This window comes from Agromyces kandeliae, from assembly GCF_009674665.1.
Taxonomy (GTDB): Bacteria; Actinomycetota; Actinomycetes; order Actinomycetales; family Microbacteriaceae; genus Agromyces; species Agromyces kandeliae.
Map to the genome: position 1 here is coordinate 445959 of NZ_WKJD01000016.1, position 23014 is coordinate 468972.

Annotated in this window: 24 protein-coding genes and 1 pseudogene; 12 read left to right on the forward strand and 13 right to left on the reverse strand. The window is 68.2% G+C overall.

Annotation, left to right across the window (positions count from 1 at the left end; genetic code table 11):
* Window positions 1–60: 60 nt before the first annotated feature.
* From GJR97_RS12300 to GJR97_RS12315, 4 genes are all read left to right on the forward strand, one after another.
* A complete protein-coding gene (locus GJR97_RS12300; protein ID WP_154346777.1) occupies window positions 61–1029 on the forward strand; it encodes a DNA cytosine methyltransferase in 969 nt (322 codons plus the stop codon).
* Window positions 1026–1919: an NgoMIV family type II restriction endonuclease gene (locus tag GJR97_RS12305; protein WP_154346779.1), complete on the forward strand. Its 894-nt coding sequence runs from the start codon at window positions 1026–1028 to the stop codon at window positions 1917–1919. The genes GJR97_RS12300 and GJR97_RS12305 overlap by 4 nt, the downstream gene beginning before the upstream one ends.
* 290 nt (window positions 1920–2209) lie before the next feature.
* Complete coding sequence (locus GJR97_RS18900; RefSeq protein ID WP_407643599.1) at window positions 2210–2638, forward strand: HNH endonuclease; 429 nt, start codon at window positions 2210–2212, stop codon at window positions 2636–2638.
* 37 nt (window positions 2639–2675) lie between these two features.
* On the forward strand, window positions 2676–3107 hold the full coding sequence (locus GJR97_RS12315; RefSeq protein WP_324613450.1) for a very short patch repair endonuclease: 432 nt from the start codon (window positions 2676–2678) through the stop codon (window positions 3105–3107).
* 107 nt (window positions 3108–3214) lie between these two features.
* On the opposite strand, the gene GJR97_RS12320 is transcribed toward GJR97_RS12315, so the two are convergent.
* Window positions 3215–5218 (reverse strand): DUF262 domain-containing protein, encoded by a 2004-nt coding sequence (locus tag GJR97_RS12320; protein ID WP_154346784.1) that lies wholly within the window; start codon window positions 5216–5218, stop codon window positions 3215–3217.
* 347 nt (window positions 5219–5565) lie between these two features.
* Here GJR97_RS12320 and GJR97_RS12325 point away from each other — a divergent pair, with 347 nt between their 5' ends.
* The 3 genes from GJR97_RS12325 (at window position 5566) to GJR97_RS12335 (ending at window position 8043) form a co-directional block, all read left to right on the forward strand.
* Entirely contained in the window at window positions 5566–6360 is a 795-nt protein-coding gene (locus tag GJR97_RS12325; protein WP_154346786.1) for a hypothetical protein, read from the forward strand.
* Window positions 6357–6986 carry a ribonuclease D gene (locus tag GJR97_RS12330; protein WP_154346788.1) on the forward strand — a complete coding sequence of 210 codons (630 nt, stop codon included), beginning with the start codon at window positions 6357–6359 and terminating at the stop codon, window positions 6984–6986. Before GJR97_RS12325 ends, GJR97_RS12330 begins: the two co-directional genes overlap by 4 nt.
* A gap of 481 nt (window positions 6987–7467) precedes the next feature.
* A complete protein-coding gene (locus GJR97_RS12335) occupies window positions 7468–8043 on the forward strand; it encodes a hypothetical protein (protein ID WP_154346790.1) in 576 nt (191 codons plus the stop codon).
* 48 nt (window positions 8044–8091) lie between these two features.
* Here GJR97_RS12335 and GJR97_RS12340 read toward each other — a convergent pair whose 3' ends face one another.
* The 5 genes and pseudogenes from GJR97_RS12340 to GJR97_RS12355 form a co-directional block, all read right to left on the reverse strand.
* Entirely contained in the window at window positions 8092–8988 is an 897-nt protein-coding gene (locus tag GJR97_RS12340) for a hypothetical protein (RefSeq protein ID WP_154346792.1), read from the reverse strand.
* Window positions 8985–9479: a hypothetical protein gene (locus GJR97_RS12345; protein WP_229276236.1), complete on the reverse strand. Its 495-nt coding sequence runs from the start codon at window positions 9477–9479 to the stop codon at window positions 8985–8987. The genes GJR97_RS12340 and GJR97_RS12345 overlap by 4 nt, the downstream gene beginning before the upstream one ends.
* A gap of 33 nt (window positions 9480–9512) precedes the next feature.
* A pseudogene (locus GJR97_RS18905) lies at window positions 9513–9638 on the reverse strand (helix-turn-helix domain-containing protein); the annotation flags it as partial.
* Between the two features lie 137 nt (window positions 9639–9775).
* Window positions 9776–10942: an RtcB family protein gene (locus GJR97_RS12350; RefSeq protein WP_154346796.1), complete on the reverse strand. Its 1167-nt coding sequence runs from the start codon at window positions 10940–10942 to the stop codon at window positions 9776–9778.
* Between the two features lie 624 nt (window positions 10943–11566).
* A complete protein-coding gene (locus tag GJR97_RS12355; protein WP_154346798.1) occupies window positions 11567–12127 on the reverse strand; it encodes a hypothetical protein in 561 nt (186 codons plus the stop codon).
* Between the two features lie 331 nt (window positions 12128–12458).
* On the opposite strand from GJR97_RS12355, the gene GJR97_RS12360 reads away from it, so the two are divergent.
* Together GJR97_RS12360 and GJR97_RS12365 are read left to right on the forward strand one after the other, a co-directional pair.
* The gene (locus GJR97_RS12360) at window positions 12459–13082 is read left to right on the forward strand and encodes a hypothetical protein (protein WP_154346800.1); all 624 of its coding nucleotides are present in this window, start codon (window positions 12459–12461) and stop codon (window positions 13080–13082) included.
* Entirely contained in the window at window positions 13079–13888 is an 810-nt protein-coding gene (locus GJR97_RS12365; RefSeq protein ID WP_154346801.1) for a nuclease-related domain-containing protein, read from the forward strand. The genes GJR97_RS12360 and GJR97_RS12365 overlap by 4 nt, the downstream gene beginning before the upstream one ends.
* A gap of 170 nt (window positions 13889–14058) precedes the next feature.
* Here the strand turns inward: GJR97_RS12365 and GJR97_RS12370 are convergent, their stop codons facing one another.
* From GJR97_RS12370 to GJR97_RS12380, 3 genes are all read right to left on the reverse strand, one after another.
* Window positions 14059–15312 carry a hypothetical protein gene (locus GJR97_RS12370; protein WP_154346803.1) on the reverse strand — a complete coding sequence of 418 codons (1254 nt, stop codon included), beginning with the start codon at window positions 15310–15312 and terminating at the stop codon, window positions 14059–14061.
* A gap of 145 nt (window positions 15313–15457) precedes the next feature.
* On the reverse strand, window positions 15458–16819 hold the full coding sequence (locus GJR97_RS12375; protein ID WP_154346805.1) for a hypothetical protein: 1362 nt from the start codon (window positions 16817–16819) through the stop codon (window positions 15458–15460).
* A gap of 55 nt (window positions 16820–16874) precedes the next feature.
* Window positions 16875–17309 carry a DUF1761 domain-containing protein gene (locus GJR97_RS12380; RefSeq protein WP_154346807.1) on the reverse strand — a complete coding sequence of 145 codons (435 nt, stop codon included), beginning with the start codon at window positions 17307–17309 and terminating at the stop codon, window positions 16875–16877.
* A 326-nt stretch (window positions 17310–17635) separates the two neighbouring features.
* Here GJR97_RS12380 and ppk2 point away from each other — a divergent pair, with 326 nt between their 5' ends.
* On the forward strand, window positions 17636–18439 hold the full coding sequence (gene ppk2 / locus GJR97_RS12385; RefSeq protein ID WP_154346809.1) for a polyphosphate kinase 2: 804 nt from the start codon (window positions 17636–17638) through the stop codon (window positions 18437–18439).
* A 184-nt stretch (window positions 18440–18623) separates the two neighbouring features.
* Here the strand turns inward: ppk2 and GJR97_RS12390 are convergent, their stop codons facing one another.
* Both GJR97_RS12390 and GJR97_RS12395 read right to left on the reverse strand, forming a co-directional pair.
* The gene (locus GJR97_RS12390) at window positions 18624–20420 is read right to left on the reverse strand and encodes an aminotransferase class V-fold PLP-dependent enzyme (RefSeq protein WP_324613451.1); all 1797 of its coding nucleotides are present in this window, start codon (window positions 20418–20420) and stop codon (window positions 18624–18626) included.
* Window positions 20421–20487: 67 nt separating this feature from the next.
* Window positions 20488–20688, reverse strand: a complete 201-nt coding sequence (locus tag GJR97_RS12395) for a hypothetical protein (RefSeq protein WP_154346811.1) — start codon at window positions 20686–20688, stop codon at window positions 20488–20490.
* 203 nt (window positions 20689–20891) lie between these two features.
* Between GJR97_RS12395 and GJR97_RS12400 the strand changes: the two genes are divergently transcribed.
* Window positions 20892–21248: a hypothetical protein gene (locus GJR97_RS12400; protein ID WP_154346813.1), complete on the forward strand. Its 357-nt coding sequence runs from the start codon at window positions 20892–20894 to the stop codon at window positions 21246–21248.
* Window positions 21249–21255: 7 nt separating this feature from the next.
* Here GJR97_RS12400 and GJR97_RS12405 read toward each other — a convergent pair whose 3' ends face one another.
* The gene (locus tag GJR97_RS12405) at window positions 21256–21948 is read right to left on the reverse strand and encodes a VOC family protein (protein WP_195760694.1); all 693 of its coding nucleotides are present in this window, start codon (window positions 21946–21948) and stop codon (window positions 21256–21258) included.
* Between the two features lie 168 nt (window positions 21949–22116).
* On the opposite strand from GJR97_RS12405, the gene GJR97_RS12410 reads away from it, so the two are divergent.
* Complete coding sequence (locus GJR97_RS12410; protein WP_154346817.1) at window positions 22117–22317, forward strand: hypothetical protein; 201 nt, start codon at window positions 22117–22119, stop codon at window positions 22315–22317.
* A gap of 63 nt (window positions 22318–22380) precedes the next feature.
* On the opposite strand, the gene GJR97_RS12415 is transcribed toward GJR97_RS12410, so the two are convergent.
* Window positions 22381–23010: a hypothetical protein gene (locus GJR97_RS12415; protein ID WP_154346819.1), complete on the reverse strand. Its 630-nt coding sequence runs from the start codon at window positions 23008–23010 to the stop codon at window positions 22381–22383.
* Window positions 23011–23014: the final 4 nt, after the last annotated feature.

The following is a 23014-nucleotide window of genomic DNA, read 5'->3' on the forward strand; positions in this document are numbered from 1 at the left end:
GGTGCGCCCATCAACGATGTCGGTGGGCCCTGGGTATGGTCTCTGTAGGAAGGGTAGAAGTTGACTACTGCACTGACATCGATCGAGATCTGCGCGGGCGCGGGCGGCCAAGCTCTGGGCCTCGAGCAAGCAGGCTTCGAGCATCTGGCAACTGTCGAGATCGACAAGCATGCGTGCGCGACGCTACGCGACAATCGTCCGGGTTGGAACGTGATCGAGGGCGACGTCGTCGGCTGGATCAAGTCACACGCTTCAGCGTACGCCGGGGTCGATCTAGTCGCTGGCGGCGTGCCCTGCCCGCCCTTCTCCAAGGCGGGGAAGCAGCTAGGGGCTGCGGACGAGCGCGATCTATTCCCCGCCATGATCGAGCTCGTTCGCGTTACTCGACCCCGCGCGGTGATGATCGAGAATGTTCGCGGTTTGCTCGATCCCGTCTTCGAGGACTACCGCAATGGCGTAACCCGCAGGTTGCGGCGGCTTGGCTACAGGACGCAGTGGCGGCTCCTGCAAGCGTCAGACTACGGAGTTGCCCAGTTGCGTCCTCGTGTCATCGCGGTCGGACTGCGCGATGACGTCGACGCCTCTTTCGAATTCCCGGAGCCGCGTCCTGATGCTGCGCCGACCGTGGGGAAGCTGCTTCTGGATCTTATGGCAGAGAACGGCTGGGAGGGCGCGACCGCCTGGGCGAACCGAGCTGACAGGATCGCACCGACCCTTGTAGGCGGTTCAAAGAAGCACGGCGGGCCGGATCTCGGACCGACTCGAGCACGACGCGCGTGGGCTGAACTCGGTGTCAACGGTTCGACGATTGCCGAGGCTGCACCCGAACCCGGTTTCGTGGGAGACCCGCGGCTGACGGTCCGTATGGCAGCACGGGTGCAGGGATTTCCGGACTCTTGGAGGTTCAGTGGCGCGAAGACGAATGCCTATCGTCAAGTAGGCAACGCCTTCCCCCCGCCTGTAGCGAGAGCTGTCGGATCGCAGATCGCTGCCGCGCTGAATGCAGGCAAGGCTTCTGCCGCCGCATGAGCGCCATCGTTACGGATGAGCGGCACGCATTTCATCAGCAGCTCATAGCAAGCAGTACGCTCGTGATTACCGAAGTTCAGCCCAAGGACAAGAAGAAGCAGCCGTTCGACTGTGCCTCAAACTCCGATTCTGGCCAGAAATTCTCGGTAGACGTCGGGCTCGACATAGCGAAGCAGCTGGGCGCATCGCGGGCCAAGAAGCGGCTCGACGGGCAGGTCGCTGGCAAGCGCTTCGAAGCTGCGGTCCAGTCGTTTCTAAGCGCCACGTTTCTTCATCTCGGAGCCCTTAGACCGGGCACGTGGGAGATTGAGAATGTGGGTGGCTCTCGCGGCGTCTACCACCTTGCCAGGTACGAGCCCTATCGGCACCTAGACGATCTGGCGCAGGCCATCGAGATGAGCCCCACGCTCGCAAGCGTGCTCGGAAACTCTTACGATATTTCGCCCGACGTCATCGTCATTCGGAAGCCAGAATCGGACTCGCACATCAACAACCAAACGTCTGTGGTAGATGGCTCGACCGCTAGACTCTCGCCCATTCGGCAAGCGAACCAGACTCACGGGATCGTTCACGCGGTCGTCTCATGCAAGTGGACCCTGCGAAGCGACAGAGCTCAGAACGCGCGAAGTGAGGCACTGAACATCATCCGCAACCGCAAGGGCCGGACTCCTCACATCGCCGTGGTGACGGGCGAGCCGTCGTCTACACGACTGGCTTCTCTCGCGCTCGGGACAGGTGATGTCGACACGGTGTACCATTTCGCGCTTCCGGAACTGACGGCCGCAACGAAGCGCTCCGGAAATAGTGAAGCGCAGCAGATGCTCCAGACCCTCGTCGATGGTAGGCGGCTACGGGATATCTCGGATCTACCGCTCGACCTCGCGATCTGATGGTTCGCTGGCACCGGGACGAAGTGATCCTTGCGGGAGATCTGGTCGTAAAGAACGGCTGGAACGCCATCCGCGCCACGTCTCGCGAGGCCCGAGACTTGTCTAGTTTGCTCAGACGAGCCCAACTCCACCCTGGTGAAACTCTGCCGAAGAACTTCAGAAGCCCCTCGAGTATCCAGCGCAAGACCTACGACCTCCTTACGGCGGATGAGGCCTATCGGGGTAAGCCGACCCGATTCGGGCCGCATGACCGTGAGGTCGTGCGCGCCTTCCGGGAGAAACCCGAAGAAATGGGACATCGAGCCGATGCGATTCGCGCCGCGCTTGTATCTGGCGAGGCCCTTGTGAATCCCGACGCTCAACCTGACATCGACGATGAGGCAACCGCGTGGGAGGGCGGGATCCTCGAGTTTGTGGCCCGGCGGCGTGAGCGGAACTCGACAATTCGCCGGAAGAAGATCGAGTCGGTGCTCGCACACGGAGGGTCTCTGAGTTGCGAGGCCTGTGGATTCGAGTTTTCTACAGCGTACGGTCCACGCGGGGAAGGCTACATCGAAGTGCATCATGTCTCCCCACTTCACGTGACTGGGGAGACGGAGACGTCACTTGAGTCCCTCGCGCTCGTATGCTCAAACTGTCATCGTATGTGTCATCGCGGCGAATGGATCACACCCGCCGACGTCGCCGCACTCTTGCGCGCAGCGAGTCAGCGTCGGTAGATGGGCGCAACCGCGTTCCCTCTGGAATCATCGGAACGTGGAGTCATTGGGGACTGACGAGCGAGTCCGGCGATCGATGGTAGCGAACCGCTCGCGGGATACGTCACCCGAGAAGGCGGTGCGGTCACTCCTCCATGCACGTGGTCTCCGATACCGCGTTCACACCCGCCCAGTGGTGGCGTTGCCTCGTACTGCCGACATCGTCTTCACTCGCCGAAGGATCGCTGTGTTCATCGACGGTTGTTTCTGGCACGTGTGCCCAGAGCACGGGCACATTCCGCACTCGAACGTTGAGTACTGGGAACCGAAGTTGCGGGGGAACCAGTTACGCGATCGTGAGACTGATGACGCACTCCGGGACGCGGGATGGTCCGTGCTGCGGTTCTGGGAACACGAGTCGCCCGACGCGGTGGCTGACGCAATCGAACGCACAGTTCGCCTGGAGCCATCCAACCCAACCACAACCTGAGCGTCCCCATAGCGTGCACAGCCCGCCTGGTGGAGCAGCGGCCTACATGCCGAACGCTACAGCTCTGGTCGATGGGATCGGTGCCTCAGCGCTCGTCGCTGCAGCGCCTACTCCGAGCCCGTTTGAACCGATGGATCCATCCATCTCGTCACTGCCCAATCCGCCATTTCTTTGCCGCGGGCCACAATCGTCTCGGCGTTCCAGTCTTCATTGGCCTCACCTAGCATGCGAGCGCTCTTAAAGACTGAGTCGCGCGAGTACACAGGGCGCTTGGAAGCGTATGCCGAATTGCTTAGTTCCGCATTCATTTCGGAGGTCAGCGGAAGCAGGTTGCCAAGGACGTCCTTCAGCTGGTTGTGATCATCGCGGGAGACGGACGGCCACTGCTTCGGAGACCAGGCGTCCGGTAGCACGTGCTCGACCCAAGGCTGAGATTGGACGTGGTCACCCCCAAGCCCGCGGTCGTACTCGATAAGAAAGTACTTGCACACTGCAGACCGGTACATCGGCGTAGCCTGAACTCCTGCCCTAACGTCAGAATCAGTCGGCCATTTCACCGTCTTATGTTTCTTCATCGCGGTCATGACCGACTCAGCGTTCGGGTGGTTCCCGCTCTCCACCCAGAGACGCTTGAACACTGCGTGAAGGCCGGTCGGCTCAATGCTTGACAATGCACGTCGAACCAGGAATGCTTCCACCAGCGTCAATATATCGAGTGCTACATGATCGACTAGTTTCTCCATTCGGATTGCGCGCGAAACGGACATAAGGAACGGATAGGACGAGGACGGAGCACCAGACGCAGCCAGGCGCCCGAATGCGGCGAAGACATCCTTTCCATGCTTCGCGACGTTCTTCCCCGTGACTATGGTCATGAAGTCTGGTTGGTACTCAGAAAGCTCGGAGATTACCTCTCTCGGCGTAAAGCCCTTCCACTTCTCGCTCAACCGCGTGTAGACGTCAGATTTTGTGATATTCGGATCATGCACGAGTCCAAACGGAAAGAAGTACGAGTCGAAATAGTTTACATCCTTGCCGAGGCGGTCCGCGATGAATCGCTGATAGAATGGTTGCCAAAGTTCGGCATTGACGCGCTCCATCTCATCTGCATCCTCGGCGGGCCCCCGCGCGAAGATGTCGTTTCGCACCAGATCTCCGATAGTCATCGGTTCCTGTCGCGAGTTGAGACTATTGAATATTTTCGGACCGTTCGTCGGGTCCTGAATCTCAATCTGGACTACGGTCATTCGCTCAAGCAGCCCATTGATAGCCTCACCAACACGAGCGACGCCGCCCTGATCAAATTGCTCGTTCATGAATCTCTTCGCCGCATTGTAGTTGTTGCGAAGCACACTTCGCGAAGGGCCCGTGCCGCTAACAGACAGTCGCTTGAACGCGAAGGCGCCAAGGTGCTTTGCAAACGACCGGGTATCGAGTAGATCATCTATAATCGCGTTGAGCTGTCGGCGGTCCTCATGACTCGGATGCAGGGCCAAGTTTGAACGCTGTTTCGTGTTGAGCTGGATCGTCAGAAACTTGGCGAAGAAGCTTTGGGCATCTTCCAGTGCGTCGTTCTCCAGCATTACCTTCACGGCCGCACACACGTATAGGTATACGGTCGTCAGCCGCTGCTGTCCATCGATGACTTCAGAAACGGAAACGTCGGCTGAATTGCTGCGCGGCAACCCGTGCGTGATAATCGCGCCAAGGAAGTGGATATCATTAGGAACATCGATGAGAGCCTTGATATCTTCGTTGAGTTCCTTGATCTTATCCGGAGACCACTTGTAGGGTCTCTGAAAGAACGGGATTGAGAATATGGTTCCACTCCCGAGAAGGCGCGCGAGGGGCAATTCGTCCGAGCTGTTGGTGAGCATCGACTTTGCCGGAGTCATCGGTAATTCTTCCCTCAATTCAATACGAATGGTGTGTTGGACTGCAACGGAATTGCGCGCCCCCACCTGCATCTCACTGCACGCCTTCAACACCAACATACGCCGGAAGGCGGGTGATTGAATTAACCAGGCCGATCTGGGCAGGCCGAGCTCGGCCGCCATCGCCACTACTGGCGCATCCAGATCGACCTCGAGCGCCCATGAAGCCCTGCGCACGCTCGAGCCACCCGTCGGAGCCTCGACGTCGCGCCTCCTGCCGTTCGCGACTGTTGCCGCCCGTCCCACTGCGATAGCGATCGAGGATCAAGCCAGCAGGCCAGGTGATCCACGCTGTGTTCGGGAGACAGATCGGTCCGGTACAGTCCGCGACCATACCTGCACGTCGGCTGTCGCTCGGGGTCGGGCGGGCGTGGGTGCATCGAGTCGGCACTCACGCGGGAGAACCTCATCCAGGAGCCAACCCTGGGAGACGGGGCCGCCAGAGTGGTCCGCCATCCGACCTAGAGGCAGCCGTCGTGAGGCACACGCCCGCTGATGTCGGACCCTCCAGCTAGAAAGGATCTATGGTGGCCGATGTGGGGATGACGCGTAGCCGCAACAACTGGGCCTTTGGATCACTCATCGTTGCCGCGATCGCCGCCGCGCTTTTCCTTCTTCTGGTCATTGGACCGCCCCTGACCGATCCATGGTGGCAAGGGGTTGTCAAAGACATCGCGATCGCGATGCTGCTCGCCGTCGCGGTGACGGGTTTTTGGCGACTGCGCGGAAATCGAATGTTCGCAGAGGAGGTTCTCGAGTTGCAGCATGTTGGCGAGTCTGCACAGAACTGGGGATTGCGTGAACTTTCCATGGATTGGGAAAGCGTCGATTGGAAGGGGCTCTTCGAGCATGCGTCGCAGGTCGATATCATTCATGGCTACGGATATACCTGGAGCGGAGGCTCACGCCAGCTTGCGCTCGAAGCGTTTGCGGCCAAGCGTGGCCGGAAGCTCCGGGTAGCACTTCCGGACCCAGGCAGCGACTGGGTAATGACAGCGCTGGCCAAGCGGTTCTTCACCACAGAGGACGTGGTAAAGGCTCGTATCGAGGAGGCCGCGAGTCGCTACCTTTCCCTGCGCAAGGCTAGAGGCGGCGCGGACATTCGAGTGTACTACCGTGAGGGTGAACCTCTTTACGCCGCCTACAAGTTCGACGCAGATCTCGTCATGACCCTGTATACGCATCGAAAAGCGAAGATCGCAGAAATCCCGGTGGTAAGGGTACGCGGTGGAGATCTCGCCAAGTTCGTTCAAGCAGACTTTGATGAGGTATTTCGTATCTCAAGCGAAGTCCCCGCTGCAGAAGGAGCGATCCAATGATCACTATTCCCAGTCCTTCACTGGTCGAAGGAGACATCGACAGCGAGTTCTTTCTCGCGGCTCGGAAGCAGGGCAGTGTCGCTTGGGACATTGAGACGACAGGCCTCGATTGGCGGCACGATCGTATCGGTACCGTGCAGCTCGCACTACCGTCCGGGGAGACAGCTGTCGTTCAGATCAAGCCCGGCCAGACGCCAGAGAATCTTGTTACTCTCCTGGAGATTCCCGCGCTGCGCAAGATCTTTCACTTCGCCCCCTTCGATCTAAGCTTCATGGTCCACGCGTGGAGAGCGCGGCCGCTGAATATCGTTTGCACAAAGGTCCTGGCAAAAATTGTCAGTCCCGGAGCGACGTCCTACAGCCTGCAGGATCTCCTCCGGGCCGAGCTCGGGGTCCGAATCGCTAAGGATCAGATTCGTACGTCGGACTGGTCAACACCGAAGCTCTCGGATGATCAGATCGCCTATGCGGTAGAGGATGTTCGGCACCTTCACGAGTTGTTCGAGGCTCTAATGGCAAAGGCATTAATCGCGGGCGTCGCAGGTTTGGCGGAACGATCCTTCGAGTACCTGCCAATCCGCGTTCTAACAGATTTGCGAGGGTCAGGCGATATTTTCGCCTACTAGGGGTCGCGCTTTCCTGCCGGAATGGGATCTACCTACGGATCGTTCACCTCGCGGATATCGGGTTCTGTCGGTTCGCGCGAGAGGCCGACGCTGGAGGTCAGCAATGGAAACAGCGCTGGGCTGCGGGCCTTCGCGGCAACCCCGCATTCGGGGACTCCCCTCCGCGTCAGCATGACTGGGAGGATTCGGGCGACCCTACCGCCGACCGGATCGACGAGTGATGACCCCACCTCCGCCCGGACCGAGAGACTGGTCCCCACCCGATTCCAGCTCACCGACGCGATCGGTACCGTCAGGGCGCCGCCCGATCCGCGGCGCGGGCCACGTCGACGCGTTCGGGTGGGGTGTCCTGCTCGCTTGGACGAGCCTGGTCTTTGGCGCCGCGTCGCTCGTGATCGGCCTGCTCGCTCCATTGGCCCCCGCTCCTACTCGAATGGTGTGGATCGCCGGGTTCGGTGCAGTAGCCGTCTGGGCGGGTCTTATGGCGATTCCGAGGTATCGGCGTGCGCGACGCGGTCGTTCGGTCCTCGCCATCACCGGCATCACGACGGGCATCGCGACGATCGCCGTGATGGCTTACGCGTTCACCGCCATTTCCCTCGCGTCCGTGAACGTCGTGCTGCCCGCTCCAGCGCACTGGACCAGCGGCTCGGCCGTCTCGTCCGGCGCAGCCTCACCGGTCGGAGTCGAACCCGCTGGCGTGGATTCGACGACGAACTCGGATGCCGTCCAGGTGCCCGCCGAGACCTCTCGCCCGAGCGACCCGATCGAGGCCGAGCGCATCGAACTCGCGCAGTCGATCGGACTCGCGACGGTCCTCATCGGCCAACGCACGCAGGCGGATACCCCATGGCCGGCGTCGCTCGCCATCACCACCGACGGCACCGCTTTATTGCTACCCGACGGCACGCAGCTCACGACGATTCTGCCCGGGACCCAGGTGCTCTACTCGACCTCGAGTGACCGCCGTGAATACTCGCTCACGCTCATCGGCCCCTCGGGAGTGACGGCGACGTTCGCGTCGTCGACCGGTGTCATCGAGACATCCGTGCCATGAGCGCGCCCGAAGCGGCATCTCTCGCCAACCGCCGCCCCGAGGCATCCGTCATCGCCGAATGCCTGCGCATGGAGGCGATCGTGCCGCCGAACACCGCGGTACAACGGTTCTTCGGGTCTGCTGGGCGCTGCGGTCGCTACGTGGGCGGCCTTGCCGGGGTGGTCGTCGAATAACGCCCTGACCCCGAAATGAGGTCCCAGCGTTCGCCGCGCGGTACTCGATCGCGAGCGCGATTCGCCGCAGACCCTCGACCGCGCCATCGACGGCGGCGACGAGCTCTGGATGCGCCTCGGTCTTCGCGAGCATGATTCGAAGCCGTCGGCGATCCTTGACCGTCAGCGCGCGAAGATCGCGGGCGCCGACGAGCGGCGCGAGGGTGCAGAAGTCGCTGATGTGGCGCTGGCCGCGAATGCCGTCGGGAATGCTCACCGCCGCCGCCTTCGCGACGAGCGCTCCGAGCAGGTCGGGGCGCCGGATCCTTCCCACGCGATCCCCGTGCCGCACGCGGACGAGGTTCGCGCGATCGAGCGCCTGCGTGGTTCCCGGTGCCTGCAGGGTGGTGGCGCCGCCGACGCCGGTCGCTCGTCCGGCCCGCTCACCGATCCCGTCGGGAAGCAGGACGTCGATCGACGCAGTCCCGCGAATCCATCGGTGCTGGTGCCCGTCGGCGGTGATCCCGTCCGCCGCGAATCCGAGACGCACCAGCGCCCCGGTGAGGTCCCGCAGCATTGTCGGACGTGCGCGGACGTCGACGACTGCATCCCCGTCATCGGTGGGCCGGGTCGGCACCGCGCCACGCTCGAGGCAGTGCAGCAACACCATGAATCCGCCGATCAGGCACCACCCGTCGGGCACCTCGTCGGCGAGATCGAGGATCCCGGCCCAGGACTCGTCAGCGGCGCCGGCCAGCGGCGGAAGGATGATCAGGGGCGGGTCGTCGCTCACCGACGCAGCTCCTTCATCAGCTGCTCCGCCTGCCCGCGCTCGCGCGCACCGCTGTGGTCGAGCAGGTCGGCGATGACGAAGCCGATCGGAGCGCGGCCCTCATCGTCGAGCGCGATGTCGGCCACGTGCAGCCAGACGTTCGGGCGGTCGCTCTCGACGAGCAGGTAGTCCTTCACGAGGGCGTCGACATCTGCGGGCGACACGTAGCCTTCGGCGACAGCGGATGCCGCGAGGCCGGCGCGCGGGTCGGAGACCCCCGACCGTACGAGACGTACGTCGTCGAGCAGGTCGGGCAGGTCCGCCGCGCTGGCGCCGAGCGCCAGGCGGGACGAGCGCGCCCTGACCCAGCTCCAGAACCGCTGCGCGTCGACGTCGCCCGACCGCACGAGGCCCGCCTTCTCGGCGATCCTCCGCCGGACCACCGGGTCGGATGCGGCGACGCGACCGTTCGAGATCGCCGCGAGCAGGATCTCGGCGTTCGCAGCGGACATCGGCCGTGCGGACGGTTGCGGCGCGGCCAAGGCCTGTTCGGGCACGACCCACTGCGAGCCCACCCGGTAAGCCCCAACGGCGCCGCTCCGGACGCGCTTGTACGCCGCTGCTCGGGACACCCCGAGCTTCGCGGCGAATTCAGCGACCCCGTATGGCATGACACAAGGGTAGCAATACTGATACCCATGTGTCACCTACCCGATCGCGCGACTGGCCGTGACCCGCACCCGCCCGTCTCCGAGCGGGCGCGAGCCGCGGCATCCGTCACCCCTTCATGCGGTCGCGACGGGACCCCTCAGTCCCCCTTCACGTTCACCACCTGCCGCAGCGTGTGCCGCACCCGTACGAGCGACGCGGCATCCGCCATCACCCGATCGATCGGCTTGTACGCTGCCGGGATCTCGTCGATGAACGCGTCGGTGTCACGGAACTCGATGCCGGCCATCGCCTCCCGCAGCTGCTCTTGCGTGAAGGTCCGCCGGGCGGCGGAGCGCGAGTACGTCCGGCCCGCGCCGTGCGGCGAGGAGTTCAGCGACATCCGATCGCCCAGGCCCTCGACCACGTACGACGCGGTACCCATCGAACCCGGGATCAGGCCCGGCCGCCCGGCATCGGCCTGGATCGCGCCCTTCCGCGACACCCACACCCGCTTGCCGAAGTGCTCCTCGCTCTCGGTGAAGTTGTGGTGGCAGTTGATCCGCTCCCGCTCCTCCACCGGCACGCCGACCCACTCCGAGACCTGCCGGATGACCCGGTCCATCATCTCCTCACGGTTCAGCAGCGCGAAGTGCTGCGCCCACCGCAGCTCCGCGATGTACCGCGAGAACTCCGGCGTGCCCTCGACGAGGTACGCGAGGTCCGTGTCGGGCAGGTCGATCCACCACTTCCGGCAGAGCTCCTGCGCGACCCGGATATGGTGCTGCGCGATCCGGTTGCCCACGCCCCGGCTTCCGGAGTGCAGGAACAGCCACACGGCATCCGCCTCGTCGAGCGAGACCTCGATGAAGTGGTTGCCGCTGCCGAGCGAACCCAGCTGCAGCCGCCAATCGCCCCGGTAGCTGGCCGGGTCGAACCCCTTCGCCTCGGCGAGCGCCTCGAGCTCGGCGATCCGCGGCTCGGCGGTCGCGACGACCGTGCGGTTCGCGTGACCGGCCGACAGCGGGATGGCGCGCTCGATCTGCTCCCGGAGCTCCCTCCGGTCGGAGGGCAGGTCGGATGCCTCGAACTGCGTCTTCACCGCGATCATGCCGCAGCCGATGTCGACCCCGACCGCGGCCGGCATGATCGCGCCGAGCGTCGGGATGACCGACCCCACCGTGGCGCCCAGGCCCAGGTGCGCGTCGGGCATCAGCGCGATGTGCGGGTAGATGAACGGCATCGTCGACGACGTGCGGGCCTGCTCGACGGTCTTCTCGTCGATCATGCTCGCCCACGAGACGAGCCGTGCGGAGAGCTTCTCCATGGTCCTTTCCTGTCTGGTTGCGTTGCGGATGTCGCACCGTTCCGCTCCGCTCCCGCGTTCGCGGGCGGGCGGGTCGGTGCGGATCGCGGAGCCCGAGGACTCCCGTCGCGCGCAGACGGAAGGAAACCCCGGGCCTCGGATGGCACGGGGTGACGCGATTCTCGCGGCCATCGGGCCGCGCGGCGTCAGCGTGCCGGTTCGAGCACCTGCTCGAGCGTGCGAAACCGCCGCTCTTGGCGGCGCTTCGCGGGCTCGACGAAGGACTGGCGATTCGTGCGCTGCAGATACACGGCGGCTCGTCCCTCCTCGTGCAGGTCTCCGGGATGCTGCGCGGGTGCGCAGCCTTCGAACGTTAGCGGTGGGGCGGGCGTGGGGTCAATGGCGGGTTTCGCGGCATCCGCCCGGTGCGCGCGCCACCGCACCGCCCCACCGCACCGCGGCATCCCGCCCACCTCCGCCCCGCGGCATCCCCCAACGACGGTCGATTTGTGCGCTCGAGGTACATCTGAAACGGACCTCGAACGCACATCCCGACCGCCAGCGTGTTCATGCGCGCTTCGTCGCCCATGACGAACTGCGGCTGGAGGCGGCTCAGGTGAAGCCCATCCCCCGCCTGGCCGACGATCAGAGGATGTTGTGCTCCGGCTTGTACTGCATCCAGAGCTGGTGCTTCAACTCGTGCGCCGCCTCAGGTGTTTCGCACTCGATCCAAGCGACCTCGAACTCGGCCACGACCTCATTGACCTCCTCGACCATGCTGTCGAGGAGGACGCCCGGACGCTGACGTGCGGTCCACCGACTGACTCCGAGCACCTCGACCGCGACGCTCGCGCGGAGCGTGCTCGAGCTGAGGTTGGAACCGGTGGCTCGGTGCTGGCGAAGGCGACCTCGAAGTCCGTTCCGGCCGGTTCCTTCCCCGACGAAGACCGGGACATCGGCATCGAAGAAGACGAGGACGCCCGGACTCATGGGGATCTCGCTGCTGGAGAGCCCGCCCAGTCGCTTGCGCGGAAGCGCGATGACCGACTCCCACCTGCTCCCGCGGACGAGCCATGGCTCCATGTCGCCATTCGCCCTATCGAGGGCACCGAGGATGGAGATGAGCTCCTCCATGTCCTCTGCACCGTAGGTGTGCATGTCGGCCTGTGCGAGACCCATCGCCTCAGCCATCCGGTCGAAGGTCATGGAGCGACGGTACGGGAACCCGGCGTTGCCCTCGCAACCCCGCATTCGGGGACTCCCCTCCGCATTCGCACGACTGGGAGGATTCGGGCGACCCTACCGCCGACCGGATCGACCACTGATGACCCCACTTCCGCCCGGACCGAGAGACTGGTCCCCGCCCGACCCCGGACCGACGACCCGATCCTCGGCATCAGGCCGAGCTCCGATCCGCGGCGCAGGACACGTCGACGCGTTCGGGTGGGGCGTACTGCTCGCCTGGACGAGCCTGATCGTCGGCATCGCTTCGCTCGTGATCGGCCTGCTCGCTCCCCTGGCACCCGACCCTGCCCGAATGGTGTGGATCACCGGATTCGCGGCGATGGCGATCTGGGCCGGTCTCATGGCGATTCCGAGGTATCGGCGCGCGGGACGCGGTCGTTCGGTCCTCGCCAACACCGGCATCACGACGGGCATCGCGACGATCGCCGTGATGGCCTACGCGTTCACCGCCATCTCCCTCGCGTCCGCGAACGTCGCGCTGCCCGCTCCAGCGCATTGGATCGGCGGCTCGGTCGTCTCCTCCGGCGCAGCCTCACCGGTCGGAGTTGTACCCGCTGGCGTGGATTCGACGACGGATTCGGGTACCGTCCAGGTGCCCGCCGAGACCTCTCTCCCGAGCGACCCGATCGAAGCGGAGCGGGTCGAGCTCGCCCAGTCGATCGGCCTCGCGACGGTCCTCATCGGCCAGCGCACGCAAGCGGATGCCGCATGGCCGGCGTCGCTCGCCATCACCACCGACGGCACCGCCCTCCTCCTACCCGACGGCATGCAGCTCACCACGATCCCACCCGGAACGCAGGTGCTCTACTCGACCTCGAGTGATCGACGTGAGTACTCGCTCACGCTGATCGGCCCATCGGGAGTGACGGCGACCTTCACCTCGTCGACCGGCGTGATCGAGACATCCGTGCCATGACCCGTCCCGAAGCGTCCTCCCTCGTGAGCCGCCGCCCCGCGGCATCCGTCATCGCCGAATGCCTACGCGTGCAGTCGACCGTGCCGCCGAACACCGCCGTGCAACGGTTCTTCGGCGTCTCGCCGCTCGGCCGCGACGCCGAGCCCTGGTACGTCGGCGCGCTCGGCGAACTCCAGGTCGCGCGCCGCCTGGAGGCGCTCGGCCCGGAGTGGGTCGTGCTGCACTCGGTACCGGTCGGTACCGGGTCGAGCGACCTCGACCACGTCGTCATCGGGCGGGCGGGCGTGTTCACGATCAACACGAAGCACCACCGTGGGCAGCCCGTCTGGGTCGGCGCGAAGCGCATCCTCGTGAACGGGCAGCGCACCGACCACCTCCGCAACGCCGCGTACGAGGCGAAGCGCGCGGCGAAGCTGCTGTCCGCCGCCACGGGCACGCCCCTCGAGGTCACGCCGATCATCGCGATCGTCGGGGCGAAGCGGATGACGGTGCGCCAGCGTCCCGCAGACGTCGTGGTGCTGCGCGAGTCCAACCTGGTGCGCTGGCTGCGGCGACGACGGGCGGTGCTGACCCCCGAGCAGGTACGGCATCTCGCCGCGGTCGCGGCACGGCCCGAGGCGTGGGGGCGGATGGCCCAGGCCGAGCCCGTCGACCATGCGGCGTTCGATCGACTGAGAGGTGCGATCACGTCGGCCCAGCACCGGCGAACCGGATGGGTACTCGCGGGCCTGGCTGGGCTGATTCTCGCGGCCATCGCCGGCTTCCCGGCCTGGTCGGATGCCGTGGGCGCGCTGATCGCCGGCTGACCGTGCCGGATCGGCGCGACGCATCGAACATGGGCGCGCGCGAACGTCACGCGGACGGCTGGGCCGGGCCCGCCCGCATCCACGGTCGATTTCTGCGGTCGAGGTCGATTTCGAACGGCACTCCACCGCAGAAACCGTCCTCGGATGGGCGAGACGCGCGCCGGGCGGGCCTACGCGCCGAGGCGCTGCGCGCGGAACGCGCCGATGTCCTGTCGGGCGAGCGCGAGCGATTCGCTCGCGAGGCTCGCGGCGCGCCGGGCCATCGCGATCACCTGCGCCCGGTGGTCGAAATCGGTCACGACGACCGTCGTCTCGGCGCTGCCGAGGTAGTGGCCGAGGTCGACCCGGATGCGCTCCGACTCGGCCAGCCGCGCCAGGGCCTCGGCGCCGATGCAGCCGGGGTGGCCGGCGACGGCATCGCGGGCGACGTCGAGGCGCCGGTCGGCGTCCCTGACCGCGTGGCGGACGTGCACCACGTGCGGGATCGGCGGCTGGTCGCGCGTCGCGCGCTCGCGGGTCGCCGCGAGGGCCCTGTCGAGCGCGATGCGCGCTGCGCGCAGTCGCACGAGGTGCGCGAGCGGGTCGGTGTTCACGCCGGCAGCGGGGAGGGCGGCGAGCGCCGCCTGCAGCTCGGCGATCGCGTCGGCGGCGGCCGGCGAGCGCGGGGCGCCGACCGCGGCGGCGAGCTCCCGGCGGCACTCGTCCGCGAGCGAGGCCAGCGTGGCCTCGGCGCGCAGCGCCTCCACCTCGAAGGTCTCGACGGCGTCGAGCAGCGTCGCGGCGCGACGAACCGAGCGAGCGGATGCCTCGAGCGCGACGTCCGCGTGGTCGCGCCGGCCAGCCTCGCGCCGACGTTCGGCCACGCCGACCCCGTGCTCGGCGAAGGCGAGCAGCTGGGCGGCGTCCGCGGGGTTCGACTCGATGCCGGAAAGCGCGGAGCGCGCATAGCGCGCCCCGAGCCGGTCGATCGTGGTGCGGGCGTACGGGATGCGCGCCCGCAGGCGCAGGATGTCGGCGCGCACGCCGGCAATGAGGTCGGGGGCTCGGCGCGCCCGGGACATCCGCTCTGCCAGGTCTGCGGCCTGTTCGTCGAGCACACGCTCGACGGCGTCGCACAGGTCGACGACGCGCAGGTAGCGGGAGCGCACCTCCTCGGCAGAACCGGGCGAGGCGTCGTGATTCAGCCGATTCTGCCGGAACGCCTCGGTCAGCTGCCTGCGGGCGACCGCAAGCACCCCGGCGGGTTGCACGGTCGCGTCGAAGCCGAGCTCCGCCTCGGCGAAGCCGAGTTCGTCGGCGGCGGCACGGAGGTGGTCGTCGGCGGCGACCAGCGCGGAGCCGGCCCGCGTCGCCAACCCCGCGTCGGCGTCGTGGACCTGGAGTTCGGGCGCACCCCGCCTGCGCCTGGCCCAGAACCCGGCCATGCATGAATTCTACGAGCGCCGCCTGACACGCGCCATGGCGGGTCGGGCGGCGAGGCCGGGGGCCGCAGCGCGCAGGACGCACCGGCTGCGACCGACCGCCAGGCGAGCCACGGCGCGGCGACCCGGCGCGGCGCCCCGGCACGCGTCAGTCGAAGATCCCGTCGAGGATGCTGCCGATCACGAGTCCGCCGAGGATGCCGCCCATGACATCCGACCCGCCACCGCGGCGCCCGCCGCCCCAGCCCTGGCCGCCGCCGGGCCCGCCCCACTGGCCGGGATCCTGCGGACGCGACGAGTCGATGTCGCGCCGTGCCAGGTGCAGCGCCTCTCCGGCGAGGGCTGCGGCACGTCGAGCGATCGCCATCGCGTGCTCGCGGTGGTCGTCGCCGATGACGATGGCGGTCGCCGCGGGCTCGCCGAGGTAGCGGTCGAGGTCATGCCGGGTGCGCTCGGCCTCGGCCAGCCGGGTGCGGGCGTCGGCACCGATCCAGCCTCGGTGGCCCGCGATGACGTCGCGCGTCACGGCGAGCTGCCGGTCGGCGTCGTCGATGGCGTGGCGCACGTGCTCGAGCGGCGGGATCGGGCGCGCCGCTCGCTCGCGCGCCGCGGCGATCGCGGCATCCAGCCCGGAGTTCGCCTCGCGCAATCGGTCGAGGTGCGTGAACGGGTCGGTGTTGACGCCCGCCGGCGGCAGGCTCGCGAGCGCGGCCTGCAGCTCCGCGATCGCCTGCGCGACGCCCGGCGAGTGCGGCTCCTTGAGCGCGACGACGAGGTCGCCGCGGGAGTCCTCGACGATCGCGGCGAGGGTCGACTCGGCGCGAAGCGCCTCGACCTCGAACGTCTCGACCGCGTCGAGCAGGGTCGTCGCGCGACGCACCGATTCGGCGGATGCTTCGAGCGCGAGGTTCGCCTGCTCGCGCTGCCCGGCCTCGCGTCGGCGCTCGGCGACGCCCACGCCGTGCTCGGCGAAGCCGAGCAGCTGGTCGGCCTCGGCGGGGTTGGCGTCGACCTGGGCGAGCGCCTCGGGCGCGTACCGCACGGCCAGTCGGTCGACGGTCTCCCGGGCGTGCGGGATGCGCGCGCGCAGGCGGTCGATGTCGACGCGGATGCCGGCGATGATCTCCGGGGCGCGCCGCGCCCGGGCGATCCGCTCGGCGAGGTCGGAGGTCCGATCGTCGAGCAGCTCCTCTGCCCACTCGCACAGCTGCACGATCCGCGCGTTGCGCGTGCGCAGCTCTTCGGGGGTGTCGGGGATGTGGTCGTGGTTGAGCTGGTGCAGCCGGAACGCCTCGGCCAGGTGGGTGCGCACCGCGGTGAGCGCCTCGCGCAGCGGTTCGGTCGCCTCGGCGCCGAGCTCGGCCTCGGCGAAGCCGAGCTCGTCGGTCGTGACGCGGATGCGCTCGTCGGCGGCGACCAGCGCGGCTCGTGCCCGGATCGCGAGGTCGGCGTCGAGCGCCTCGAGTTGCTGCTGCTCCTCGCGCTTGCGCTTGCCCCAGAACCCGGCCATTCCTCGATCCTAGGGTCGGGCCGCCGAGCCTTCGCCGAGAGCGGGCGGGCTCTGCTCAGACCGTGCCGGCGGGCGGCCACACGCCGATGATGATGGCCATCACGACGAGCGTCACGAGCTCGTGCCCGATGTTGAGGATGGTCAGGGACGACGGGCGACCCTCGAACGCGTCGTGCGTGATGAAGCGCGCCGCGGTGAGGCCGGCCCACAGGATGATCGCCGTGAAGAGCGCGGCGATCAGGTAGCTGCCGCCGTAGAAGTGCCACGCGATCGTCGACGCGCCCGCGAGCACCCACGCCGTGACGAAGCTGACGAGCACGGTCACGACGATCGGGCCGACGGCGCTCGACCCCGGACGGTCCATGTCGACCCCGGCGAGCTTCGACCAGCGGGTGCCGAACACCCCGCGTGCGTACCAGATCGTGCCGACGAGCATGCTCGACAGGGTCGCCAGCAGCACCGCCCAGTAGTTGATCTCGGGGACCGTCATCTCCGCCTCCTCGCCGCGGCCGAGCCGCGCCATCCGCCGTATCGCAGCCGCTAGGCGCGAGCGTACTCCTGGCGCGCCGCGCGATGCGCACCCCGCGCCCCGCACCTCCGCCCCCATCGGATTGCCGAATCCGCCGGAAATTCGGCGACCGTTCCCGACCGAAGCGGCAACCCGCCGAGCCGCGCAGGCGGGCTCAGCAGGCCGGCCGGAGGGGCGGGCTCAGTCGACCACCCCACTCGTACGGCAGCGCGCCGGGTCGACGTGCTGGGCCGCGACGCGGCATCCGCTCTAGGCTTCGGTGCAGGGGTGCGCGAATGGGCAAACGGATGCCGAAGCCGCTGTACACGCAGGAACTCAGGGACCTGCAGGCGCGGCTCGTGGAGATGCAGAAGTGGGTGCAGCAGTCGGGCGCGCGCCTCGTGGTGATCTTCGAGGGGCGGGATGCCGCGGGCAAGGGCTCCGCGATCAAGCGCGTGTCGGAGTACATGAACCCGCGCGTCACGCGCATCGTCGCGCTGCCGGCGCCGAGCGAGCGCGACAAGACGCGCTGGTACTTCCAGCGGTACGTGCCGCACCTGCCGGCCGCGGGCGAGATCGTGCTCATGGACCGCTCCTGGTACAACCGCGCGGGCGTCGAGCGCGTCATGGGGTACTGCACGAACGAGGAGTACCAGCGCTTCCTGCACCAGGCGCCGATCTTCGAGCGGATGCTCGTGGAGGACGGCATCATCCTGCTGAAGTACTGGTTCAGCGTGTCCGACGTCGTGCAGGAGGAGCGCTTCCGCTCACGCCTGAACGACCCGATGCGACGCTGGAAGCTGAGCCCCACCGACCTCAGCTCGATCACCAAGTGGGAGGACTACTCCCGCGCCAAGGACACGATGTTCCTCCACACCGACATCGCCGAGGCCCCCTGGTACGAGATCGAGAGCGACGACAAGCGCCGCTCGCGCATCAACGTGATGGCGCACATCCTCTCGAAGGTGCCGTGGGAGCCCGTGCCGCAGGAGCCGATCGAGATCCCCGACCGCCCGCCGTCGGCCGGCTACGAGCGCCCGCCCCGCCAGTGGACAAACTCGGTGCCCGACTACGCGCGCGAGGTCGAGAAGCGAGCGGGCGCCGCCGACTAGCGGTTCGCCCGGGCGCTCGGCGCTCGGCGCTCGGCGCTCGGCGGCCGGCGTCGCCGCCGACCTGTTTCGCGCGCGAACCCGGTACCGAAGTACCGAAGTACCGAAGTACCGGGCGATGCGAAACGGATGCCACGACCCGCGCGCGCCGAGCACGGCGTGCTCGATCACGGGCGTCGCGCGGCCGTCACTCCGTGAGGCACACCGCCGGCAGGTCGAACCAGCGGAGGTGCTCGAAGTCGTCCGAGAGGCGCGCGGGCGCGGCATCCGTCGTGCCGTCGCCCCCGGTGCCTGCGGCGGATGCCCCGACCCCGACCGGCCCCGCCGCGAACACCCGCTCGGCCTCCGCCAGGTACCCGGCGAGCGCCGACTCCGGCGCGCGGTCCTCGTGGTGCGGGTACACGAGCCGGCCGTCGGCGTCGTACGACACCTGGGAGAGGCGCAGCGGCGGCTCGGACGGCCCGCGCCGGTGGTGCCAGATGCCGCTGGTGGGGTCGAACGTGTAGTCGGGGAGCATCCGCCAGCCGTCGCGGGCGACGAGCTTCACGGCCTCGACGAGGTAGTCGAACACGCCCTCCGAGATGAAGTAGTTGAAGTTGATGCGCACCCAGCCCGGCTTGATGCCCTCGCAGCCGCGGGAGATCTCGCGCTCGAACTCGTGCGACCGCTCGATGTCGATGCCGAGCAGGTCGTGTCCGTAGGGGCCCGCGCAGGAGCATCCGCCCCTCGACTGGATGCCGAACAGGTCGTTCAGCAGCGCGACCACGAAGTTGTGGTGCAGGTACTTGCCGCTCGGGGCGCGCACGACGAACGACACGATCGACAGGCGTTCGGCCCCGACGTTGCCGAGCACCTCGATCGCGGGCTCGTCGTGCCAGGCCGCGATCGCGCGGCGGAGGAAGTCGTCCTCGAGCGCGCGGATCGTCGGGACGCCGACCGCGTCCTTCAGGCCGAACACCAGCCCCGCGCGGATCGACTCGACGATCGCGGGCGTGCCACCCTCCTCGCGGTGCGCGACGTCGGCGAGGTACTCGTGCTCGGTCGGGTTCACGAACGCGACGGTGCCGCCGCCCGGGACATCCGGCACCCGGTTCGTCGCGAGCTCGCGCCGCATGATGAGCACGCCGGGCGTCGACGGCCCGCCGATGAACTTGTGCGGGCTGAGGAAGATCGCGTCCTTGTACTGCCCGGTCGCATGCGCCATGACGGGGTCGCCGTGCGTCATCTCGATGTCGACGTAGGGCGCGGCCGCCGCGAAGTCCCAGAACGAGAGCGCGCCGTACTCGTGCAGCAGCGCCGAGATGCCCGCCGTGTCGCTCACGATGCCGGTCACGTTGCTCGCCGCCGAGAACGAGCCGATCTTCAGCGGCCGGTCGACGTGCCGCACGAGCTCGGCCTCGAGCACGCGCCGGTCGATGTGGCCGTCGGGGTCCTGCGGGATCGTCACGACGTCGGCGATCGACTCGCGCCACGGCAGCTCGTTCGAGTGGTGCTCGAACGGGCCGATGAACACGACCGGCCGCTCCTCGGGCGGGATCGACGCGGCGAAGCGGTACCGGTCGTCGAGGGCGGACGGCACGCGCAGCCCGAGCATCCCGATGAGCTTGTCGATCGCGCCCGTCGAGCCGGCCCCCGTGAAGATCACGACCGTGTCGTCGTCTCCGCCGACGGCGTCGCGGATCGTCGCGCGCGCGTCCTCGCGGAGCCGCGTCGTCTGCAGCCCGGTGCCGCTCGACTCGGTGTGCGTGTTCGCGTAGCGCGGCAGCACCTCATCGCGGATGAAGTCCTCGATGAAGGTCAGCGCACGACCCGATGCCGTGTAGTCGGCGTACGTCACGCGGCGCGGGCCGTACGGCCCCGGCACGACCTGGTCGTCGCCGATGACCGACTCGCGGATGCGGCGCACGAGCGCGGAGTTCCGGGCCGCGTCCAGGTCGGCGCGGTCGATCCGGCGGGCAGCGGATGCCTCGTGGAGGTGGGCCACGCGAGGAGGGTAACGCCGTCGACGTCCTGCGGCTACGGCCGATCGTCCTGCGGCGCGGTCCGGTCGGTCACTCCTCGTCGGCGCGATCCTGGGTCGCCGACGACGACGACGCGCCGTGCCAGTGCTCCGCACGTTCGTCGGACCACCGCTTGGCACGGTCGGCGGACTCGGCCTCGGCCTCGGCCTCCGCCTCGGTCTCCGCCTCAGCCTCCACCTCAGCCGCAGCCTCGGTCTCCGCGCCGTCGTCGGATTCACGCTTCCGGATCATCACGAGCCTCCTCCGCGTCTCTCGCCACCCTAGGCGCTCGGACGCCGCGGGCGCGGGTCGAACGGCCCGCAGCGCCGCCATTCGTGCCATGCGACCCGTCTCCCCTCGACAGGCCGCCGCGCAGCGACCAGACTGGCCGGGCCTGGAGTCGCTGATGCGAGACGACCAGCGGGTCTGCGCCGACGACAGGAGAGCTGGGTCCGATGACCGACACCGAGACATCCGCGACGGCCAGTGAGGATCGCGAACGCCGGCGCCCGGCGACCACCCTCGCCGGACTCGCCGCGGCCTTCGCTCGCGCGCGCCGCGCCGACGTGCCCGCATACGCGCCGCGCGCGTTCGACGCGGCCATGGCGGCATGGCGTTCGGCGACCGCGGCGACCGAGGCCGACCGGGCCACGCGGATCGACGAAGCGGTCGCCGCGTTGGGAACGGCGTCGGAACGGGCGTGCTGCTCGGCCGACCTGCTGGGCGACGTGCGCCGCCGCCGCGTCGGCGCGATGTACCACGATCGCGACCGGTCGCGCGTCACCGTGGTGCTCGACGAGGCGGGGGCCTGAGCGCGCCTCAGCGCACCGGCCGCTCCTCCTCGAGTCGCGTCGACTCGCGCCCCCACCACGTCGTGACGTCGACGCCGTGGTTCTCGGCGTCGGCGAGCGTCCACCACTCGGGCGCGGCGGAGTCGTCGGCGATGCGGCCGCCCGCGGCGAGCGCGGCCTCGATGCGCGCATGGACCTGGTCGTGCGGCACGCACACGTCGACGTGCATGCGCCCGCGCTGCGGGCCGACCCGTCCCTCGGGCTGCAGGAACACGGATGACCCGCGGCGGAGCGGGTCGACGAGGTGCGTGTCGTTCGGGCGCACGTACCCGAGCACCGCGGTCCAGAACGGCGTGACCTCCGCCGACGGCGGCGACGCGACCGCCGTCTGCACGACCTGGAGCACCGAGGCATCCGCCACCAGGCCGTGGTCGCGCGCGACCGTCGAGATGATCCGGGCGACGTCGACGTCGCGCGTGCTGAGGTCACGGACGTCGCGGCTGATGAGCTTCACCGCCACGCCCTCGTGCCGCAGGTCGATGTCGGGCTCGTGGCGCACGACCTCGTCGATCGCGGTGATGGCCGCGACGAACCGCGAGGCCTCCGCGTACGACGACGTGCGGAAGAACGCGTGCGCGCCCCAGTAGAGCACCCGCCAGTCGTCGACGCCCTCGGAATCGTGGAACTGCTGCGGCGAGATCGCGTCGGGCGGGACATCCATGCGACCCATGCTCGCTGCGCCCGCCGACACTCGCAACGGCCCTCCGAAACCCGCCGGTCCCACGCGCTCCGAGCGATCCCCGAAGCGGAACCGGGGCGGGAGGAGCACAATGGAGGGGCAGCGTCGGCGCGATCCGACCGTCGATGACGACCAGTCGAGGAGGAAGACATGAGCGCTGCGACGAGCATCCACGAGACACCCCAGCACGGCGGCTCCGCCCCGTGGGCCGATCCCGGATGGAGCGGGGCGATGGCCTTCACCGGGCCGGTTCACCTGCACGACCGCTTCGAATCCGCGCCGCCCCGGCGCACCGAGGGCGGCCTGTGGGCGACGATCACGCGTCTCTTCGGTGCGGGCCCGCGCGACTGACCGTCGCCGTTCGGAACATCCGACGCGCGGGGTCGCATCCTCAGCCGCAGCGCGTGAGCACCCTCAGCCGAGCAGCATCGCCGACATGGCCAGCACCATGACCGCCATGCCGGCGGCATCCGCACCGCGCAGGCGCGCGGCGATCACGGCCCGCGACGGGGGCGTTCCCGGCTGGCGCGTCCCGCGCCAGGTCGTCACGGCCGACCAGGCCGAGTACCCCGCGAATGCGACCGCGGCGGCGACCACGGCGGGAGCGAGGCCGACTCCCCCGTGGGTCCCGTGCGCCGACGCGGATGTCGCGGCCACCCCGGCCGAGTGACCCGGGTGCGCGACCGCGACGAGCGACGCCGTCACGACCAGCCCGAGCGCACGGTGCAGGTCGACGTGCCCGACCCGCCCCGCGACCCGGCCGGTCCCGACGACGAGCAGGGCAGTGAGCACCATCGCGGCGGCCCAGCCGATCGACCGGCCGGCCCAGCCGGTGGCGCCGGCGCCGGCGAGCGACATGTCGAGCATCGCGCCGAGCATGAGCAGCGCGGCGAGCACGGGCAGCGCCCGCCGGGCAGCGGCCGCGGCCCGCGCACGGCGCCCGGCCGACCCCGAGGAGGGGGCCGACCAGGCGCCGACGCCGACCGAGCAGCAGACGCCGAGCGAGGCGGGGATCACCATGCCCGCCGCGAGCAGCTCGGTCATCGCG

Bases quoted from the DNA above. Each gene is read 5' to 3' on its own strand.
- GJR97_RS12305 (WP_154346779.1), top strand. From the start codon at position 1,026: ATGAGCGCCATCGTTACGGATGAGCGGCACGCATTTCATCAGCAGCTC.
- GJR97_RS18900 (WP_407643599.1), top strand. From the start codon at position 2,210: ATGGGACATCGAGCCGATGCGATTCGCGCCGCGCTTGTATCTGGCGAG.
- GJR97_RS12325 (WP_154346786.1), top strand. From the start codon at position 5,566: ATGGTGGCCGATGTGGGGATGACGCGTAGCCGCAACAACTGGGCCTTT.
- GJR97_RS12330 (WP_154346788.1), top strand. From the start codon at position 6,357: ATGATCACTATTCCCAGTCCTTCACTGGTCGAAGGAGACATCGACAGC.
- GJR97_RS12335 (WP_154346790.1), top strand. From the start codon at position 7,468: ATGGCGATTCCGAGGTATCGGCGTGCGCGACGCGGTCGTTCGGTCCTC.
- GJR97_RS12345 (WP_229276236.1), bottom strand. From the start codon at position 9,479: ATGTCCGCTGCGAACGCCGAGATCCTGCTCGCGGCGATCTCGAACGGT.
- GJR97_RS12350 (WP_154346796.1), bottom strand. From the start codon at position 10,942: ATGGAGAAGCTCTCCGCACGGCTCGTCTCGTGGGCGAGCATGATCGAC.
- GJR97_RS12355 (WP_154346798.1), bottom strand. From the start codon at position 12,127: ATGACCTTCGACCGGATGGCTGAGGCGATGGGTCTCGCACAGGCCGAC.
- GJR97_RS12360 (WP_154346800.1), top strand. From the start codon at position 12,459: ATGGTGTGGATCACCGGATTCGCGGCGATGGCGATCTGGGCCGGTCTC.
- GJR97_RS12365 (WP_154346801.1), top strand. From the start codon at position 13,079: ATGACCCGTCCCGAAGCGTCCTCCCTCGTGAGCCGCCGCCCCGCGGCA.
- GJR97_RS12370 (WP_154346803.1), bottom strand. From the start codon at position 15,312: ATGGCCGGGTTCTGGGCCAGGCGCAGGCGGGGTGCGCCCGAACTCCAG.
- GJR97_RS12375 (WP_154346805.1), bottom strand. From the start codon at position 16,819: ATGGCCGGGTTCTGGGGCAAGCGCAAGCGCGAGGAGCAGCAGCAACTC.
- GJR97_RS12380 (WP_154346807.1), bottom strand. From the start codon at position 17,309: ATGACGGTCCCCGAGATCAACTACTGGGCGGTGCTGCTGGCGACCCTG.
- ppk2 (WP_154346809.1), top strand. From the start codon at position 17,636: ATGCCGAAGCCGCTGTACACGCAGGAACTCAGGGACCTGCAGGCGCGG.
- GJR97_RS12395 (WP_154346811.1), bottom strand. From the start codon at position 20,688: ATGATCCGGAAGCGTGAATCCGACGACGGCGCGGAGACCGAGGCTGCG.
- GJR97_RS12400 (WP_154346813.1), top strand. From the start codon at position 20,892: ATGACCGACACCGAGACATCCGCGACGGCCAGTGAGGATCGCGAACGC.
- GJR97_RS12405 (WP_195760694.1), bottom strand. From the start codon at position 21,948: ATGGATGTCCCGCCCGACGCGATCTCGCCGCAGCAGTTCCACGATTCC.
- GJR97_RS12410 (WP_154346817.1), top strand. From the start codon at position 22,117: ATGAGCGCTGCGACGAGCATCCACGAGACACCCCAGCACGGCGGCTCC.
- GJR97_RS12415 (WP_154346819.1), bottom strand. From the start codon at position 23,010: ATGACCGAGCTGCTCGCGGCGGGCATGGTGATCCCCGCCTCGCTCGGC.